This is a genomic window from Acinetobacter sp. SM34 (genome assembly GCF_022012365.1).
GTDB lineage: Bacteria > Pseudomonadota > Gammaproteobacteria > Pseudomonadales > Moraxellaceae > Acinetobacter.
The window spans coordinates 79,094-96,400 of record NZ_JAKLTP010000001.1 but is presented as its reverse complement, the minus strand read 5'-3'; the positions used below and the strand labels follow the sequence as shown (position 1 = coordinate 96,400).

Below are 17,307 nucleotides of genomic sequence, written 5' to 3'. Positions count from 1 at the left end.
CTTTTTACAGTTCTAAATTTGTTAATTCATTATGACCGCGAAAAATTTATACGCTTATACCCTACAGCCTGTGAACTATGAAATTTCCGAGGCTGAGCAACGTCAAGCTCAACTTGCTATCTGGCGTAGCACCAATAAAATTGGTACCAAAGCATGGTTGATCATGGCTGCTGTTGCCATTCTTTCCATTGCCGGCATCATCTTGCTGAAAAATTATTCTACTATTTTTTGCTGGGTGGCTTTAGTCTGTGTTGTAGTCTATCTGCTCATCCGTAAATTCGGCTTGGAATGGTATGTAAAACGCAAAATGAACGAATTTCCGGTTCAGGAAATTAAAGGCATTCGTTTAGGCGTACAACCACACGGTCTGATCATGCGTCAACAAATGGGCGCACAAGAAGGTGTAGGTGCGATTGGCTGGAAAGATGTGTATGAATGGTATAATACGCCTGACTTTATGCTGATTAACTTCAAGGTCAAAGGTCAGCAAGGTGCTTATATTCTGCCAAAACGTATGGATTCAAAGAACTTTTCTTTCAATACCATCCGCAAGCACCTGACTGAAACAGTGGGCGAAGCAAAACAGATTTAAACGCTAGACCAAGCTATACAGTTAAATAAAAACCTCCAGATTGGAGGTTTTTTAATTTAGATAAAACTAAATGATAATGAGAATAAATATTACCTACAAAATCGATATCATTTTGGAAAAGTTCAGTTATAATTCAGTTTAATTCTGTTTATCACCCTGTTTTTTCGGCTATGTTAAAAAAAACCTTTTTTCAGATCCACTGGTTCCTCGGGATTACCGCCGGGTTAATTCTCTCGATTATGGGCGTTACCGGTGCCATTTATTCCTATGAACAACCTATTCAAAAATGGCTGAATCCACAGAGTTATACGGTACAGGCTGAAAATCGTGCCAAATTAACCCCTTCCGAACTGTATCAGCATTTTCAGGTGACTGATCCAGAGATGAAAATTAACAGCATCACTGTAGCCAAAGACCCGACCGCATCTTCAAGCATTAATATTGTCAAAGAAGGTGCACGTAAAGGCTATACCATGATGATTAATCCTTACACAGCCGAAGTGTTACCTGAGATTAAAGGACGAGAATTTTTCAAGTTTATCGAGCAGTTGCATCGAAATTTAACCATTGGACCCGTCGGCAAGCAGATCACTGGGGCCTGTACCCTCATGCTGATCTTTTTTGTACTCAGTGGTCTATATCTGCGCTGGCCGAAAAAGCATTCTGTTAAACAGTGGTTCATGCTTAAGCCACAACTGAAAGGTCGTAATTTCCTTTGGGACTTACATGCGGTTGTGGGTACCTGGGTGGTGATTTTCTTCCTGATTATCGCGTGTACAGGCCTAACCTGGTCTTATGGCTGGTGGCGTAGTGGCTTGTACACTGTGATGGGTGTTGAACAACCGCAAAGTAAGGGTGAAGCAGAAACGCTACGTGGCGGGGAAGCACGCGGCAACCGCGAAGGTTCAGACCAGACAATGCCTAATGCAGCTACAGGTAACCCTGAAAAAGCTGCTGAACATCCGCGCGGTGAAAAACAGGAGAAAAAAGGTTTAAGCCCGGAACAGATCAATCTGGCACTCAGCCAAAGCTGGAACGGCTTTAATGCACAAGTCGGTCGTGATTATTCAAGCATCACATTAAATATTCCGAAAAAGTCCAATGGTGAACTTGAAATTAGCTTTGTCGATGCCATTCCCCAGCATGAACGTGCACGAAACAAAGCCATATTTGATTATCAAGCATCTACCATTAAAGAGATGGAAATTTATGAAGATAAAAAGTTAAATGAAAAAATAATGAGCAGCATGCTGCCGGTGCACCGTGGCAGTTTCTTTGGTCCGGTATACCAGTTCATGGCAATGCTCGCTGCTCTGGCTATGCCATTGTTCTTTGTCACAGGCTGGATGCTCTATCTGAAACGTCGCAAACAGAAGAAACTGACCCAAGCTGCACGTCACGGCTTAACCGCAGTTAGTATTGATGGCAATGCAAAACCTTGGCTGATTGTCTATGCGTCACAAACTGGTACAGCAGAACAGCTGGCATGGCGTACAGCAACCAGCCTGCAACAGGCTCACCAGCCTGCTAGCGTGAAATCTGTACAGCATTTAAGTCTGGATGATTTAAAAAATACCGAACAGGTTTTATTTGTAGCCAGTACTTACGGTACCGGTGAAGCACCCGATTTAGCCTCGGGTTTTGCCAAAAAAATACTGCGCAAAAAAGCTGATTTAAGCCATCTGCACTATGCAGTATTGGCCTTGGGTGCTCGAGAATATGCCGACACTTTCTGTCATTTTGGCCACGCAGTTGATAACTGGTTAAAACAGAATGGTGCGCAGCAGCTGTTTAATATCATTGAAGTGGATAATGCCAATCAAGAGCAGATTCAGACATGGAATAGCGCTCTAACCAAAGTGACCCAACTTGAATTACAAGCCATGAATATCGAAAAAACTTTCGATACTTGGACACTCACAAAACGCGATCTGCTTAATCCAAACAGTTTAGGTGCTCCCGCCTTTAATATCGAATTAAAGCCGGATCATGAAGTGAGCTGGCAAGCCGGTGATATCGCCGAGATTCAGCCCGGAAACAGTACTGAACGTATTGCCCAGTTTATGCAGCAGCATCAAATTCAGCCGAATACCTCTGTAGATTCGTTAAAGATCAATATTGAAGAAGCTTTATGGAACAAAGATTTGACTGTTGAAGTTGAACCTTTTGCCAATATGGATCATTTACTGGAGCAACTTCCTACACTGCCTTCACGTGAATATTCCATTGCCAGTATTCCTTCACAACAAGTTCTGCGTTTAGTGGTGCGCCAACAGTCCGATGCCCAAGGTCAACTGGGCTTAGGTTCAGGCTGGCTGACACAGCATGCAGCACTGAATAGTGAAATTGCACTGCGCATCCGTAACAATGAATCTTTCCATCTGATTGATGACAATCGCCCTATTATTTGCATTGGTAACGGTACAGGCCTTGCCGGATTAATGAGCCTGTTACATGCACGTACCCGTCAGAACTACACTCAGAACTGGCTAATCTTTGGTGAACGCAAGCGTGAACATGACTTCTTCTATCAGAGCACGATTGAAGCCTGGCAAAGCACCGCTATGCTACAACACCTCGATTTAGCTTTCTCACGGGATCAAGCAGAAAAAGTCTATGTGCATCATAAATTACGCAAACAGGCGCAAGAACTAAAAGCCTGGGTGGAGAATGGCGCAGTGATTTACGTATGCGGTAGCATCAATGGTATGGCTAGCGATGTAGATCAGGCCTTAATCGACATTCTGGGTGAAACTAAAGTTGACCAGCTACGTCAACAAGGCCGTTATCGTCGTGATGTTTACTAATTCATCATTCAATCTAAATCATTAAATCAAATAAAAAAACCGGGCCTTAATGCTCGGTTTTTTATTCTCAAACTCTATAATCTGTTTAAACTAAGCACAATCTTCATCTCGAGTCCATGCTATGTCCAGCAATTTTAAACGCAGTCTCAGCTTAATAATAGGCAGCTTGCTGGCACTGGATGGCTTATGGTTACTTGCTCTGGACAAGATTCACTTAGGCATTATTCTTCCGCTGATTATCGGTATAGCACTGATGCTCTATGCCCTGTTTTTTAACCGGATTCAAAACTTTATTCAGCTCACCCCATTAAGACAGACTTTATGGCGCTGTGCATGGGCGGGATTTGTTCTCTGGATAATCACATTAGTGATGTTTTTCAGTTATCTGCACTATAGCAGTCAGCAGTCCAATAACATGCAGCCCGCTGCTGCAGTCATTATATTGGGCAGTGGAATCGAAAAGGGTCGACCCTCCCCCACTTTAAAACAGCGTTTAGATATCGGTGCCGCCTATGCCAAACAGTACCCCGAAACACTGCTGGTCGTGACCGGAGGTAAAGGGTTTCAAGAACAGATTTCTGAAGCAGCAGTAATGTCTGAATATCTGCAACAACAGCATCATATTGATCAGTCACGTATTCTATTAGAAGCAAAAAGTACCAGTACTGAAGAAAACCTGCGCAATGTACAGCCTTTGCTGGCACAGCGGCATATTCATCTGAACCAGCCTATTGTGATTGCCACCAGTGACTTTCATATTTTACGCGCCAAAGCCATTGCCAAACATCAAGGCTATCAGCAGATAGTCACGCTCAGCGCTCCAACACCGCTTTATATTCGCTACAACTCCTGGTTGCGCGAATACTTTGCCTTCATTAGTGGTTGGCTGTTACAGGAATACTAAAATCAGTTCAAACGAATGTTACGTGGTAAAGGTAGTTTTGCATCTTTAAATAATTCAGGTTTTTGTACGTAAATCCGATACAGATAATTTTTAATATCCAATAATAATTTTTCCGGTGCAACCAGCACATTTTGCCCTTCCGGGGTTAAATCCATCGACACGATGGTGTTTTCCTGGCGTAAAAAAGGAATCACTTTTTCGACAAAATCTTTTAATGAAATTTCCTGAATCTGATAATTTGCCCAATTGTCTTTTACCAACAATTTTGCCAGGCCTTTGCTTTGCCAAATGGCAAATGCACGCTGACCGGTAGGAGTCGCACATAATGCCCAGCCGTCATCATATAAGGCATGGACATAACCTTGGCCTACAATCATTTCAACAAATTGTTTATAGATCTCTTGCGCGTTATAGGTATTATTTTGAGTTTTAGCAGCTTTGCGTTGATATGGATTTCTCATAGTTTTTCAATAGTTAAAATTATTATTAACTAGAGATTTTATGGAAAAAATAGAATTTTATCAAGGAGAATATATGGTGGGCGCTGACGGGATCGAACCGCCGACATTCTGCTTGTAAGGCAGACGCTCTACCAACTGAGCTAAGCGCCCTTGAGGAATAAAAATAGCATGACTATTTTTATGACGCAAGAAAGAAATCTTGCTGGATGTAACCATGATCTAGAACAAGGAATCTAGAAAATGGCGCAGCGGACGGGACTCGAACCCGCGACCCTCGGCGTGACAGGCCGATATTCTAACCAACTGAACTACCGCTGCACGGCAAACTTATAAATAAGTTTCATATCCGAAGATATGGTGGGCGCTGACGGGATCGAACCGCCGACATTCTGCTTGTAAGGCAGACGCTCTACCAACTGAGCTAAGCGCCCTCAAAGGGTCTTACATTTTCGATTTTAGGGATGGCGCAGCGGACGGGACTCGAACCCGCGACCCTCGGCGTGACAGGCCGATATTCTAACCAACTGAACTACCGCTGCATCATAAAAAATCTGGTGGGCGCTGACGGGATCGAACCGCCGACATTCTGCTTGTAAGGCAGACGCTCTACCAACTGAGCTAAGCGCCCTCAAAAGGTCTATCATGTAAATGGCGCAGCGGACGGGACTCGAACCCGCGACCCTCGGCGTGACAGGCCGATATTCTAACCAACTGAACTACCGCTGCATCTACACAATGTCTCTATTGTGGTACAAACAACTTGTTATCTGAATTAAGTGGCGCAGCGGACGGGACTCGAACCCGCGACCCTCGGCGTGACAGGCCGATATTCTAACCAACTGAACTACCGCTGCACTTAAAACATTTAACGTAAAGGATTGGTGGGCGCTGACGGGATCGAACCGCCGACATTCTGCTTGTAAGGCAGACGCTCTACCAACTGAGCTAAGCGCCCTTTACGACTTCATCGTTTGTGTGGTGCATTATAGAGAATCTATGCAGCCTGTCAAACGCTTTTCTGCCTGTTTTTGGTTTTTTACGTTTGAGTGATTAAAAAATAGGTTATTCGCTATAAAAACAAACAAATTCGATAACTTATTTACTATTTCCTGTAAAAACCCGAAAAATCACGGCATGATTTTAAGGCAAAATTTTCATGGTTTTTGAACTGTTGGCAAATACTGCTATTTTTTAATCAATCCGATAAACCTGGATTTTCAGCTTTTAACTGCTTTGCCTCTTTATTTATCAGTGAGTGCCTATTTTACAGTCCGTCGAATTCAAACGGTGTTCTGAAATAAACACCACAGCATCCTCAGCGATCAGTTCAAATAATTCAATCACATCTTCATTGCGCATCCGGATACAGCCATGAGACATTGGAATCCCCATGGGTTCCGTATCGGGGGTGCCATGAATATAGATATAGCGCTTAAAGGTGTCACAGCCCTCACCCTGATTAAAATTTTCTTCCAGGCCGCTTAACCAGAGAATGCGCGATAGAATCCAGTCGCGTTCAGGGCATTGTGCAGCCAATGCAGCATCGTATACTTCACCAGTTTCTTGTCGCGCTTTAAACACTGCATTTTTAGGCGCTGCATATCCGAACTTGAGTGCCACTTTATGCCAGCCCCTAGGCGTCTTGCCGGAATTTTCCTGCTCACCGATCCCGTTCTTGCCGCTAGAGATGACATAAGACTTGTGATGCTTAGGCAAGGTTAAAATTTGCTCAGCCAAATCAATCCAGACATCTGCCTGCTCTAAAGAATATGTCATAACAAAATTACTCAACGTCTTTAATCGGTTCAGCTGCAGGTTCAGGTCGTAGCCATAGCCAGATGGCAACGCTTAGCATGGTCAAATCGGTAAATATTTTCACCAACACTGGAGCAGTAGTAAATAACATGATGATTCCACTGATTAGCATCATGATACTGGCGAACCATTTTGCCTTGCGTGGTACGGTGCCGTTTTTGCGCCATGCTCTTAATGTTGCGCCATATTTAGGATGATTCAGCAGCCAGGCATCCATTTGTGGCCAGCCTTTAGAGGCTGACCAGGCGGCTAAAATCAGAAATACTGTTGTTGGCATACCCGGTAAAAGTGCCCCGATAAAGCCCAGGATGACAAAAATCATCACCAAACTTCGCCAAAACAACATTTTCATAGCACTGCCCTATACATCTAATTGCGGTAGTATAAAGTGTTTTTGCATATTATCCGTTGTCATTCTGCACTTTTTAATCTAGCGCCAGGGGTTGGCTATGTTTGTTTTAAATCAAGCGTCTCATCTTGAGGAACCTTGGCTGCAATTTAAAAATTTACTGGTTCGGCAATTGGCCTTTTGCATATGCAGTCCAAATATTTTATCGGATACTCCTGCCGAACTGGTGTTAAAACACACTTTTCAGTTTCACGACAATGCTATATGGCACAGCCATTTTGAAAATTATCGTGCCAGACTGCTTTATTTAGATCAGCATCCGCAAGAGTTAGAAAGCTTTTTACAACAACTGAAAAGTACCCGTTTGGGATTACGTTTTGAAATGTTTATCTGGTTTTGGCTGCTCGAGCAAGACTATCACCCTTATCAATTACTCGGTCATAGCATTCAAAAAATAGCTGGGCCACGCACCTTGGGTGAACTCGACTTCCTGTTATTCAATACTGAAAGCAAGGCCATTGAACACTGGGAAGTGGCTTTAAAATACTATTTGGCGGAACGTGATTTTTCTTTGCCTTATTGGTATGGCTTAAACCGTAGCGATACCTTATTGCGCAAGTTAAGTCACTTTAGCCAGCAGCAGTTTCAATTTGAGGATGCACTGGAGCATAATATTGAACAGCGTTTTGCGGTACTTAAAGGACAGCTCTACCTCCCTATTGAAAGCACGGTAAGCGCTATCCCTAACTGGGTTAATCTGCAACGCCGCTTAGGTTACTGGGGAAGCCATATTCCACCGCAAACTTCTGATTTTTATCGATTACAACGACAAGAATGGATTTGTCCGCAACAGCATATCAGTAGCGATACGGCACACTGGTGGAGCAATGGGTTATATCTGCAAAAAGATCAAAATAATTTCTATATGTACCGAAATTCTCCCCTCCTTTCTCAAAAGGTAAAGGGCTAACTTTATGAGAATTGTCTATTTTTATAACAAATGCTTACTTTTCTACCATCAAAAAACCATATTGTTTACGCTGGGCATTAATTAACCTGAATTGACATCAAAATAATGAATTACTTGGAGATGATGATGAAAAAAATTCTTGCCGCTTCCCTCATTATTGCATTCGCTTTAACTGGCTGTAATACCTTTAAAGGTATGGGTAAAGATGTATCTAAAGCCGGAGATGCCGTGACCAATACTGCAGAAAAAACTTCTGAGGAAATCCGCAAAAACTAGTTTGTCTTCAGCACACACAGAACCCTATCCAAGATAGGGTTTTTTTATGGCAATTTTATGGCAGTCATTCACTTTCAAGGGCATATTCGCCTATTATAGTACCGACAAATTTATCGACTTATGAAAATCGCATGACATCTTCCTCCACCCTTGATTTAAGCTTGCAACTGTTACGTCAGCCTTCTGTAACACCGATCGATCATAGCTGCCAAACCATAATGGCGGAACGTTTAGCAAAAATAGGCTTCAATATTGAACCGATGCGTTTTGAAGATGTCGATAATTTGTGGGCGCGTAAAGGAACTGAAGCACCGGTGCTTTGTTTTGCAGGCCATACCGATGTCGTACCCACCGGCAGTTTAGATGACTGGAATTCAGATCCTTTTGTACCGGAAATCCGCGATGGCAAACTTTATGGCCGCGGTAGTGCCGACATGAAAACCGCACTGGCAGCCATGGTGGTAGCTTCTGAACGTTTTGTTGCCAAATATCCGAATCATAAAGGTTCTATTGCCTTCCTTATTACTTCGGATGAAGAAGGTCCGTCAATTAACGGAACGGTTAAAGTAGTAGAAGCTTTAGAAGCACGTAATGAAAAAATGACCTGGTGTCTGGTCGGTGAACCTTCTAGTACGCATCAATTGGGTGATATCGTTAAAAATGGTCGTCGTGGTTCATTGAATGCCAAATTGACCGTAAAAGGTAAACAAGGCCATGTAGCATATCCTCACCTTGCCATTAACCCGATTCATACTGCATCTAAAGCCTTAGCTGAACTGTGTGATACGGTGTGGGACAATGGTAATGAATATTTCCCGGCTACATCTTTCCAGATTTCCAATATTTCTGCAGGTACCGGTGCAACCAACGTGGTTCCAGGAACCATGAATCTTTTATTTAACTTCCGTTATTCAACTGAAGTCACTGCCGAACAGCTAAAAGAACGTACTCTGGAAATTCTGGATCGACATCAAGTGAATTACGATATTGAATGGACCTTATCTGGTTTGCCATTCCTGACTCCAGTGGGTGAACTGGTCAATGCAGCAAAAAATGCCATTCGTAATGTAACAGGTGTTGAAACTGAGTTGTCTACCAGTGGTGGCACTTCTGATGGTCGCTTTATTGCACCTACTGGTGCACAAGTGCTCGAACTCGGGGTATTAAATGCCAGCATTCATCAAATTGACGAACATGTAAATGTCGCTGATTTAGAACCGCTTGCTGAAATTTATGAGCAAATTTTGGAAGGCTTATTGGCTAACTAAAAACTAATAAATCCATAAATAAAAAAGGAACCTTAAGGTTCCTTTTTTATTGTCCATTATTAGATTAAGCGCTAGGTTTTATAACCCCAAAGAAGACTGGATGTGAGCCAGATTTGGCACATGAAATACCTGATCGCCCATACGCACATACTGAAATACATCCAGGTCTGTTACGGTGCGCTCATCATCCACCACTTCAGAAATACGCAGACGAATAGTTTTTGGCATCTCATTACACATCAGGGCAAAACGCTGACTGACATCATCCCCTTCAATCACCAATGCCACGCCAGTTTTCCGCTCTGGATCATTCACCGCATATACCGGTAATTTCAGTTCATGCCATTCTACAAAAGGTACTTGTGTGGCACTATCCAGTGCCGACAAGACAATATTTTGTGGAAGAATCATCGCTTCCTTGCCATGACACCCAATAATATACGTATCGATAAATCCGGTAGATACCGTAATAAGGTGATATAACTCTTGTTGTGAAATTTGATCAACAGCAGAGTTTGAAACACTATTTTGGCTCATTTAATTACCCCTGACTGGTCTCGTCTAACAAACTTTCCACATTTTCCAGTAATTCCGCTTCCTGGAACGGTTTACCCATATAGTGCGTTACCCCAAGGCTGAATGCACGTTCACGGTGCTTCTCGCCTGTTCTTGAAGTAATCATGATAATAGGCAAGTTTTGATGCACGTCATGGTGACGAACTAGGTTAGTGACTTCAAATCCGTCCATACGTGGCATTTCAATATCCAGCAACATCAAGTCTGGTTTGACATTTTCCAGCTGCTCCATGGCATCTACACCATCTTTGGCTGTTACCACATCAAAGCCTTGACGCTCAAGTAAACGTGAGGTCACCTTACGTACAGTCACCGAGTCATCCACAATCATAATCAGGCGGCGCGCATTGCTGTAACGAGAATGCTCACGCTGATCAGACAGATGTTTAAGACGTTGGGTACTCTGAATTTGGCGGGCAATATTCTGGCCATCCAAAATCAGGCAGACTTGACCATCACCTAAAATGGTTGCTCCGGCAATGACACCCACACTTGAGAATTGCTGACCGATCGGTTTCACCACAATTTGTGCACGTGAACCAATCAGCTGATCTACCAATAAGGCAATGGTTTGCCCATTATTACCCTTAATGAGTAGCACCGGTAAAGAATGCGCAATACTACTTAAACGCGGTAAAGGCTGATTGGATACGAATTCAGATAAGTAACGCAGTTTATAGCTGGTATTATCAATTTTAAAGAAGTCATCTTTACTGTTGAAATACTGCTCCAGCGCAGATGGTGCAATACGTACAATACGGTCGATTTGTGCCAGTGAAATCGCAAACTGCTGATCACCAGATTTCACCATCAAGGCATCGCTTACCGCTACTGTGGTCGGTACCCGAATGGTAAATGTAGTACCTTTACCCAATTCAGACTCGATGGAAATATGCCCACCCAGCGCCTTAATTTCGCTTTGCACCACGTCCAGACCAACACCACGTCCAGAAATTTGGGTCACTTCTTTGGCAGTAGTAAATCCAGGATGGAAAATTAATTGCAGGATTTCCTGCTTATCAATGGATTGATCGGCTTTAATTAAACCCAAGCTGAGCGCTTTTTCTTTAATTTTTGCTTCATCAATCCCTTTACCATCATCACTGAACGACACCAGTACGTCAGTACCCTGACGGCTAATATTGAGGACAATTTTCCCAACTTCAGGCTTCTGTAGTTCATGTCGTACATGAGTGTCTTCCAGACCATGGTCAATCGCGTTACGTAGCATGTGCTCAAACGGAGTCACCAGACGTTCAAGAATGTTACGATCCAATTCACCTTCAGTGTTTTGAACAATTAACTCCGCTGGACGGTTCAACGTCGATGAGGTTTGACGCACGATACGTTGCAAACGTGGCAATAAACGGTCAAATGGTACCAGACGTGTACGCATCAAGCTTTCCTGAATCTCGGCTTGAATACGTGATTGTTGTAACAATAAGCCTTCGGTATCGCGAATCTTTTCAGACAAGGTCGTTTTAAAGTCCACCAAGTCAGATGCAGATTCCGCCAGTGATTTTGACAACTGGTTCAATGATGAATATTGATCCATCTCCAATGGGTCAAAGTCAGCATAACGTGAAGTGTCACCATGTTTGGCAATAATTTGCGATTCTAGCTCACCTTCCATTCGACGTAACTGGTCAGCCAGACGCTTGATCGCCAATTCCATTTCGTTCAGGGTATTACCAAACTGGCCCAAGTCCATTTCAATACGCGAACGGTTAATCGCATTTTCACCAGACAAATCGATCATTTTTTCCACCAGATCGGCAGAAATACGGATCATTTCATTGCTGTTTTCCTGTTGAGTACTTGTACCCCATTCACCCAGCATTGCCGGTGGTTCCGTACCATCACCCTGAACGAATTCAAAGGCTTTAACCGTTGTAAGCGTATCGGGCTGAGTGGCACGATTTGGCAATTTCGCCGTTACATCAACAAATTCAATTGACTCTAAGCTTAACTTAATACTGTCGTAATTACTGTAATCTTGCTCGAAGATCGCCTGTTTTAACCATGCAAAGGTTGTTTGCAATAACAGGTCATAAACATTCGAGTTGAACTGATGCACCGCAAAACGTTCGAATGTGGTTTCCAACTGGTAGGCAATGGCCCCTACCGGTTCATTTTCAACCATTCGCGCACCACCTTTCAAACTGTGGGCTGCACGTTGTAATTGAAGCAGCAAGCTACGGTCACTACGCTGATCAAACCATTGCTTCAACAGGCCATCCGTAGACTCCAGAATCTCTTCTGCTTCTTCTAGGAATGTTTCCTGTGCAATTGAACGGATACTATCATCTGGATCTTCAACATGAACCGGACTTATCAAGGTAATTTCAGCAACTGTTTCGACTTCTGCGGCTGAAATTGCCACAGGTTCTGCTAATTCCTCAGCAACTGTTTCAGCTTCGACTTCAGTTTCGGCTTCAATTTCAATTGTAGTTCCAAGTTCTTCAATTTCAGTCGCGACTTCAGGTACAGCTATCGCTTCGACTTCTGCAACTGCAGCGCTTACCACCACGCTACCTTGAGCGATCGCTTGAATATTTCTTAAAATTTCAATCGATTCAGTACCAGCATAGTCAATCTGCTCATCACGAATGACTTGAATACGATCGGAAATATCATCTTGTACTAAACGAATAATACTAATGAGTTGTGGATTGACTTCAATTTGCTGACGAATCACCCGCTCATAAATGCTTTCTAATTCATGCGAGATTAAACCAATATGAGTCGCCTGAATCATATTTGCACCACCTTTGAGGGTATGCAAATAACGCATTAAATTATTCAGTGCCGCTGTATCGGATGGATCTTTCGACCAGGTATTCAAGTCCTGATCAATCCCGCCTAACAATTCTTCTGCTTCTTCCAGGAAGATCTCCAGCAAATCTTCATCAAAATCACTGTTTGCATCAGCGGCATGCATTTGCGCACGATCTGAACGTATTTTTTGTGAAATTTGCGCCAGATCCACACTGCCTGAAGCAATAGCTGGGACTGCTTTGGCTTGAATTTCAGCACCCGGTTCTTCAGCTTCAAACTGTTCAAGGTCTTGCTGAACAAAGGCCGCTAGGTCACTCAGTATTTTCTGAACATCTTCCGTTAAAATAACGCGCTGACCCGCTGCCAGGGTATCAAACAGATGAATAAATTCTTGATGTGCCTGTCCGAACAATTCATAGGCATAATCAATATTAAGCAGTTCTGGCTTGGATACCAGTGCCTCATAGCTAGACTTCAATTCATTGGTAAATTGATGAATACCCATCGCAGCACGGTTATCGGTATGATCCAATAACTGTTGTGCCTGTTCACTTAAAGCCTGGATATATTCCGGATATTCAACTTTGGCGCGTTTATCGAATTCGAACTCTGCATCCAACAGCAAGTCGATATTCAGTTCAACCAGTTTGGACACTAGACCTTGCGGGTTGACATCTTCATCCACTTCTATCGAAGTGAAACCGTAACTGTCCCATGCCGTGTTAAAGGTGGCATAAATCGCATCCAGCTTCTGGGTTTGCCCCTGTCTTAAGGTATGTAAATAATCACGGACAAATTCAGCATATTGAATCAGCAAAGCAGTCTGTGCCGATGTAGAAACAATCTCTTCTTGTAAAAGCGTTTTAAATAGGTTTTCAACCTTGGTACTGGCTTCAAAAATTTGTTCAATTTGAGCCATTGAAGAGCTGCCACGCAAGGTATGCAAGGCACGGATCAGGCCATTATAATCCTGCTGTTTTTCCGGTTCATTTTTCAGGAACTGATCAATCGTAAGCAGATGCTCTTCCGCTTCTTCAATAAAGATTGCAACCGTTTCTTCTAGATAATTATTGTCTTCTGCTGCAACAGGCTCTTCATTAGCAGTAGTTTCGCTTGCTGCTTCAATTTCTATTTCACTAGATGATAGGTCATGTAACTCTAAGCCAGTGGGGCTATCTACACTGGTCAAGCTGCTAGACAGCTCAAGTAACTCTTCTAATGCAGGCTCTATGCTGACCTGCTGCTGTATTTGCTGCCCCAATAATACGAGAGGTCTTAAGTCGATATCAGCATTTTGTACCGTTTTAAAAATTGGGTATAACTTATATTGATAAATATTAAATACAGTTTGAGCAAACCGTTGAACTGTGCTGTCCAAAACTACTGTGCCGGAAATGACACGATTCAAAGTATCTTCAACCGACCACGCCAATTCGCCAGACGACTTTGCCCCCACCATGCGTCCAGAGCCTTTAAGGGTATGGAAATGGCGACGAATCGTAGTCAAGGTTTCCTGATCTTGTGGATTTTCAAACCATTGAACAAATAAAGTACTTAATTCAACGAAGATCTCTTCTATTTCTTCAACAAAAATTTCTAAAATTTCTGCATCTTGATCAAGATAACTATCTTCAGGAAGCGTTGTCGTTTCAACTAAATTTTTTAATATTTCTTTCATAGCTTAGGCTTCTTACGTTGATTTGCCACCAAGAAGGGCACTCAAACTTAATTGTCACCATCACGCGAGACCTAACTTTGAAGTTAAGTTCATCTTGTCGATGCATTATCTGTGTTTTTCGGATATACCTTGCCCGCAAGCAAGGTATATCATCACAAGGCTTCGGTCTTACCTTAGTCAGGTAATTTAAAGTCAGTTACAGATTCACGTAATGATTCGGCCATATTTGCCAATTCAGATACCGAACGTGCTGTATCGAATGTTGCTGTGGTGGTTTGCGAGGTAATCTCTTGTACAACATTCATCGTGGTTGCAATATGACCTGCAGAAGCAGACTGAAGTTTTGCAGCATCAGAAATGTTGGCAATCAATTTCGCCAGGTTGCTCGATACGTTTTGGATTTCATCCAGTGCCACACCGGCATCTTTAGACAAGTTCGCACCACGTACAACCTCCGAAGTGGTTTGTTCCATCGAAATTACCGCTTCGTTGGTATCCGTTTGAATGGTTTTTACCAAGCCTTCGATCTGTTTGGTTGCAGATGCTGAACGTTCCGCAAGACGCTGTACCTCATCGGCTACCACGGCGAAACCACGACCTGCTTCCCCTGCCATCGATGCCTGAATTGCAGCGTTCAATGCCAGGATGTTGGTTTGGTCGGCAATATCGTTAATCAAGGCAACGATGTTACCAATTTCCTGAGAAGACTCACCCAAACGTTTAATACGCTTTGAAGTTTCCTGGATCTGCTCACGAATGGTATCCATACCTTCAATAGAACGGTTTACAACATCCGCACCATTGGCAGCAATTTTTACCGAACGTTCCGCAACGACTGCTGATTCTTCAGCGTTTGAAGATACCTGGTCAATTGACATTGCCATTTCATTAATTGCGGCAGATGCACCGGCAATTTCTTGCGCCTGGTGTTCAGATGCTTCGGCTAACTGGTTGGTAATGCCCTGCGTATTGGCGGTATATTGCGCAACTTCTTGCGATGTATCGGTAATACGCGATACAAGGTCACGTAACTGGTCAATCGCGAAGTTAATGGAGTCGGCAATTGCACCGGTAAAATCTTCAGATACCGTTGCGTATGAACGCAAATCACCATCTGCCAAATCGGCAATTTCATCCAGTAAACGTAAAATCGCGTTTTGGTTACGGTCATATTCTTCTTGCAAGCTTGCTACACGCTGTTTATCTGACTGGCCACGTAATGCAAGTAATTTGAATACAGCAAACAGGAAAGCAACCAGACACAAGATTAATAGCAATGCAGGAAGTGCAATCGCCAAGCTTGAACCGCCGGATAGCTTATTCAGGTTAGTTAACAATTCATCTGACTGGGCAAAAATTGAAGCAGAAGCTTGACGTACTTTTACAATTTGAGTCGAGTTTTTAAGGATCGTTGCAGATGCAGATTTCAGTACATCATCATATTCGCTTTTAATACCGCTAAGCGATTCACGTAATGCTGGATCAGTAATACTCTCTACACCCAGTTCTGCACTACCATTCAACTGGGCATTCAGGTAAGAACCAAAAGTTTCGGTATCGGCACTGAAGTCATCTGCAGATTCACGTGAGTTATCACTACCCGCTAATACAGAACTGATCGAACGAAGAATACGTTCTGCAATAAATACCTGGTTTTTCGCAATCACCACCTGGTTACTTGGCATGTTTTGACGTGCCATTTGGTCAACCATTAGGTTATATTCTGCCTGAATCCCCGGAATCGATTCACCAATCGCAATGTTGGTATCGTAAAGCTGGTTAATCATTTTTTGTTGAGATGAAATTAAATCAATCCCTTCTGATATCGTTTTCCACTGCTTTTCTACTTCAATCAATGCAGCCGTATGTGGATGAATATCTTTAACCACCTCCAAGTTTTCAGCAAAGTTTTTTTGCGATTGAACTAATTTATCAATCGATTCTTTGGTTCCAGAAGCTGTTGCATCAGTAGCCTGACGTGAAATGGTCTGTGATAACAGACGCAAGTCACCGACACTACGTGTCAATTCGTTATTACGTGGCACACTATAGAATAAGTACAATAATAGGAATAGTGCTACGATCAGAGAAAATGCTGCGCCCAAAATTAATGGTTTGGACTTTTCACTGTCACCAAATACACGTGATAATTGCTCTGTTTGTGATTGAATCTTTGCTAATAAAGCATTCCCACCCTTACGGCTGGTGCCTTCACTTGTATTCTTCTTTTTAAGTTTAAAGCCCATCCAGCTTCTCCCCGAGTTGCGCTATCATTCTTTAGCGTGCGACTATTAATTTATAAATTTTATAGAGGCATTCATATATTTTGGGTTTTGCAATAAACGACTAAATAAAAAAACATGCCAGTGTTGATTATGTTGATAAAAATATCCCTGACAATATTCTTGTAAATTGCTGTCTAATTCACTGTGTTTAGAAAAGAAACTTTTCTTGTTAAAGTGTTGAATCCCCAAAACCTGATCTACCACCAAACCGACATAATGGTCATTATGACTAATACACAATACTTTTTGAGTCGGTGAAAACTGACTTCGATGCCCCGAAATATAATGCGCCAAATCAGCTACTGAAAGTAAACGTCCCCGAATATTGGCCAAACCCATTACCCAGGATTGAGTATTGGGAACCGGCGTATATTTAGGTGGATAAATCACTTCAGATACTTCACCTAAAGGGGCAACAAAATATTGCCCCATCATCTCAAAAGCAATGCCTGACCATCGGTTTACTTCATTTTCAGTGGTAACGTAGTTTTTGTTGCCACGTTTCGCCAACCGAAGTAATTCGATAAATCCATTAGCTGCCATAGAGC

General features: G+C 42.7%; 13 protein-coding genes and 8 tRNA genes. 6 read left to right on the top strand and 15 right to left on the bottom strand.

Annotated elements, in window-relative coordinates; all coding sequences use genetic code 11:
- Positions 1-31 precede the first annotated feature (31 nt).
- The 3 genes from LZZ98_RS00450 (at position 32) to LZZ98_RS00440 (ending at position 4,303) form a co-directional block, all read left to right on the top strand.
- On the top strand, positions 32-592 hold the full coding sequence (locus LZZ98_RS00450) for a hypothetical protein (protein WP_237786186.1): 561 nt from the start codon (positions 32-34) through the stop codon (positions 590-592).
- Between the two features lie 170 nt (positions 593-762).
- On the top strand, positions 763-3,399 hold the full coding sequence (locus tag LZZ98_RS00445; RefSeq protein ID WP_237786185.1) for a PepSY domain-containing protein: 2,637 nt from the start codon (positions 763-765) through the stop codon (positions 3,397-3,399).
- 121 nt (positions 3,400-3,520) lie between these two features.
- Positions 3,521-4,303, top strand: a complete 783-nt coding sequence (locus tag LZZ98_RS00440; RefSeq protein ID WP_237786184.1) for a YdcF family protein — start codon at positions 3,521-3,523, stop codon at positions 4,301-4,303.
- Between the two features lie 2 nt (positions 4,304-4,305).
- Here LZZ98_RS00440 and LZZ98_RS00435 read toward each other — a convergent pair whose 3' ends face one another.
- The 11 genes from LZZ98_RS00435 to LZZ98_RS00385 all read right to left on the bottom strand — a co-directional run bounded on the left by LZZ98_RS00435 (position 4,306) and on the right by LZZ98_RS00385 (position 6,931).
- Entirely contained in the window at positions 4,306-4,764 is a 459-nt protein-coding gene (locus LZZ98_RS00435; protein ID WP_237786183.1) for a DUF2750 domain-containing protein, read from the bottom strand.
- A gap of 74 nt (positions 4,765-4,838) precedes the next feature.
- Positions 4,839-4,914, bottom strand: a tRNA-Val gene (locus tag LZZ98_RS00430).
- Between the two features lie 91 nt (positions 4,915-5,005).
- Positions 5,006-5,082, bottom strand: a tRNA-Asp gene (locus tag LZZ98_RS00425).
- 37 nt (positions 5,083-5,119) lie between these two features.
- A tRNA-Val gene (locus LZZ98_RS00420) sits at positions 5,120-5,195 on the bottom strand.
- Between the two features lie 31 nt (positions 5,196-5,226).
- Positions 5,227-5,303 (bottom strand) — tRNA-Asp (locus LZZ98_RS00415).
- A 13-nt stretch (positions 5,304-5,316) separates the two neighbouring features.
- Positions 5,317-5,392, bottom strand: a tRNA-Val gene (locus tag LZZ98_RS00410).
- Between the two features lie 21 nt (positions 5,393-5,413).
- Positions 5,414-5,490: transfer RNA gene (locus LZZ98_RS00405), tRNA-Asp, on the bottom strand.
- A 51-nt stretch (positions 5,491-5,541) separates the two neighbouring features.
- Positions 5,542-5,618, bottom strand: a tRNA-Asp gene (locus LZZ98_RS00400).
- Between the two features lie 25 nt (positions 5,619-5,643).
- Positions 5,644-5,719, bottom strand: a tRNA-Val gene (locus tag LZZ98_RS00395).
- A 293-nt stretch (positions 5,720-6,012) separates the two neighbouring features.
- Positions 6,013-6,540, bottom strand: coding sequence for a cell wall-recycling L,D-carboxypeptidase ElsL (elsL, locus tag LZZ98_RS00390; RefSeq protein WP_237786182.1), 528 nt, complete (start codon positions 6,538-6,540; stop codon positions 6,013-6,015).
- 7 nt (positions 6,541-6,547) lie between these two features.
- Positions 6,548-6,931 carry a YbaN family protein gene (locus tag LZZ98_RS00385; RefSeq protein ID WP_237786181.1) on the bottom strand — a complete coding sequence of 128 codons (384 nt, stop codon included), beginning with the start codon at positions 6,929-6,931 and terminating at the stop codon, positions 6,548-6,550.
- A gap of 97 nt (positions 6,932-7,028) precedes the next feature.
- Between LZZ98_RS00385 and LZZ98_RS00380 the strand changes: the two genes are divergently transcribed.
- The 3 genes from LZZ98_RS00380 to dapE all read left to right on the top strand — a co-directional run bounded on the left by LZZ98_RS00380 (position 7,029) and on the right by dapE (position 9,442).
- The gene (locus LZZ98_RS00380) at positions 7,029-7,898 is read left to right on the top strand and encodes a DUF1853 family protein (protein ID WP_237786180.1); all 870 of its coding nucleotides are present in this window, start codon (positions 7,029-7,031) and stop codon (positions 7,896-7,898) included.
- Between the two features lie 126 nt (positions 7,899-8,024).
- Positions 8,025-8,174: an entericidin A/B family lipoprotein gene (locus LZZ98_RS00375; protein WP_086174800.1), complete on the top strand. Its 150-nt coding sequence runs from the start codon at positions 8,025-8,027 to the stop codon at positions 8,172-8,174.
- A gap of 131 nt (positions 8,175-8,305) precedes the next feature.
- Entirely contained in the window at positions 8,306-9,442 is a 1,137-nt protein-coding gene (gene dapE / locus LZZ98_RS00370) for a succinyl-diaminopimelate desuccinylase (protein ID WP_237786179.1), read from the top strand.
- 78 nt (positions 9,443-9,520) lie between these two features.
- Here dapE and LZZ98_RS00365 read toward each other — a convergent pair whose 3' ends face one another.
- The 4 genes from LZZ98_RS00365 to LZZ98_RS00350 all read right to left on the bottom strand — a co-directional run bounded on the left by LZZ98_RS00365 (position 9,521) and on the right by LZZ98_RS00350 (position 17,302).
- A complete protein-coding gene (locus LZZ98_RS00365; RefSeq protein WP_237786178.1) occupies positions 9,521-9,979 on the bottom strand; it encodes a hypothetical protein in 459 nt (152 codons plus the stop codon).
- 4 nt (positions 9,980-9,983) lie between these two features.
- Positions 9,984-14,474: a hybrid sensor histidine kinase/response regulator gene (locus tag LZZ98_RS00360; RefSeq protein WP_237786177.1), complete on the bottom strand. Its 4,491-nt coding sequence runs from the start codon at positions 14,472-14,474 to the stop codon at positions 9,984-9,986.
- Between the two features lie 173 nt (positions 14,475-14,647).
- Positions 14,648-16,720 (bottom strand): methyl-accepting chemotaxis protein, encoded by a 2,073-nt coding sequence (locus tag LZZ98_RS00355; protein ID WP_237786176.1) that lies wholly within the window; start codon positions 16,718-16,720, stop codon positions 14,648-14,650.
- A gap of 45 nt (positions 16,721-16,765) precedes the next feature.
- Positions 16,766-17,302, bottom strand: coding sequence for a chemotaxis protein CheW (locus LZZ98_RS00350; protein ID WP_086174805.1), 537 nt, complete (start codon positions 17,300-17,302; stop codon positions 16,766-16,768).
- Positions 17,303-17,307 lie beyond the last annotated feature (5 nt).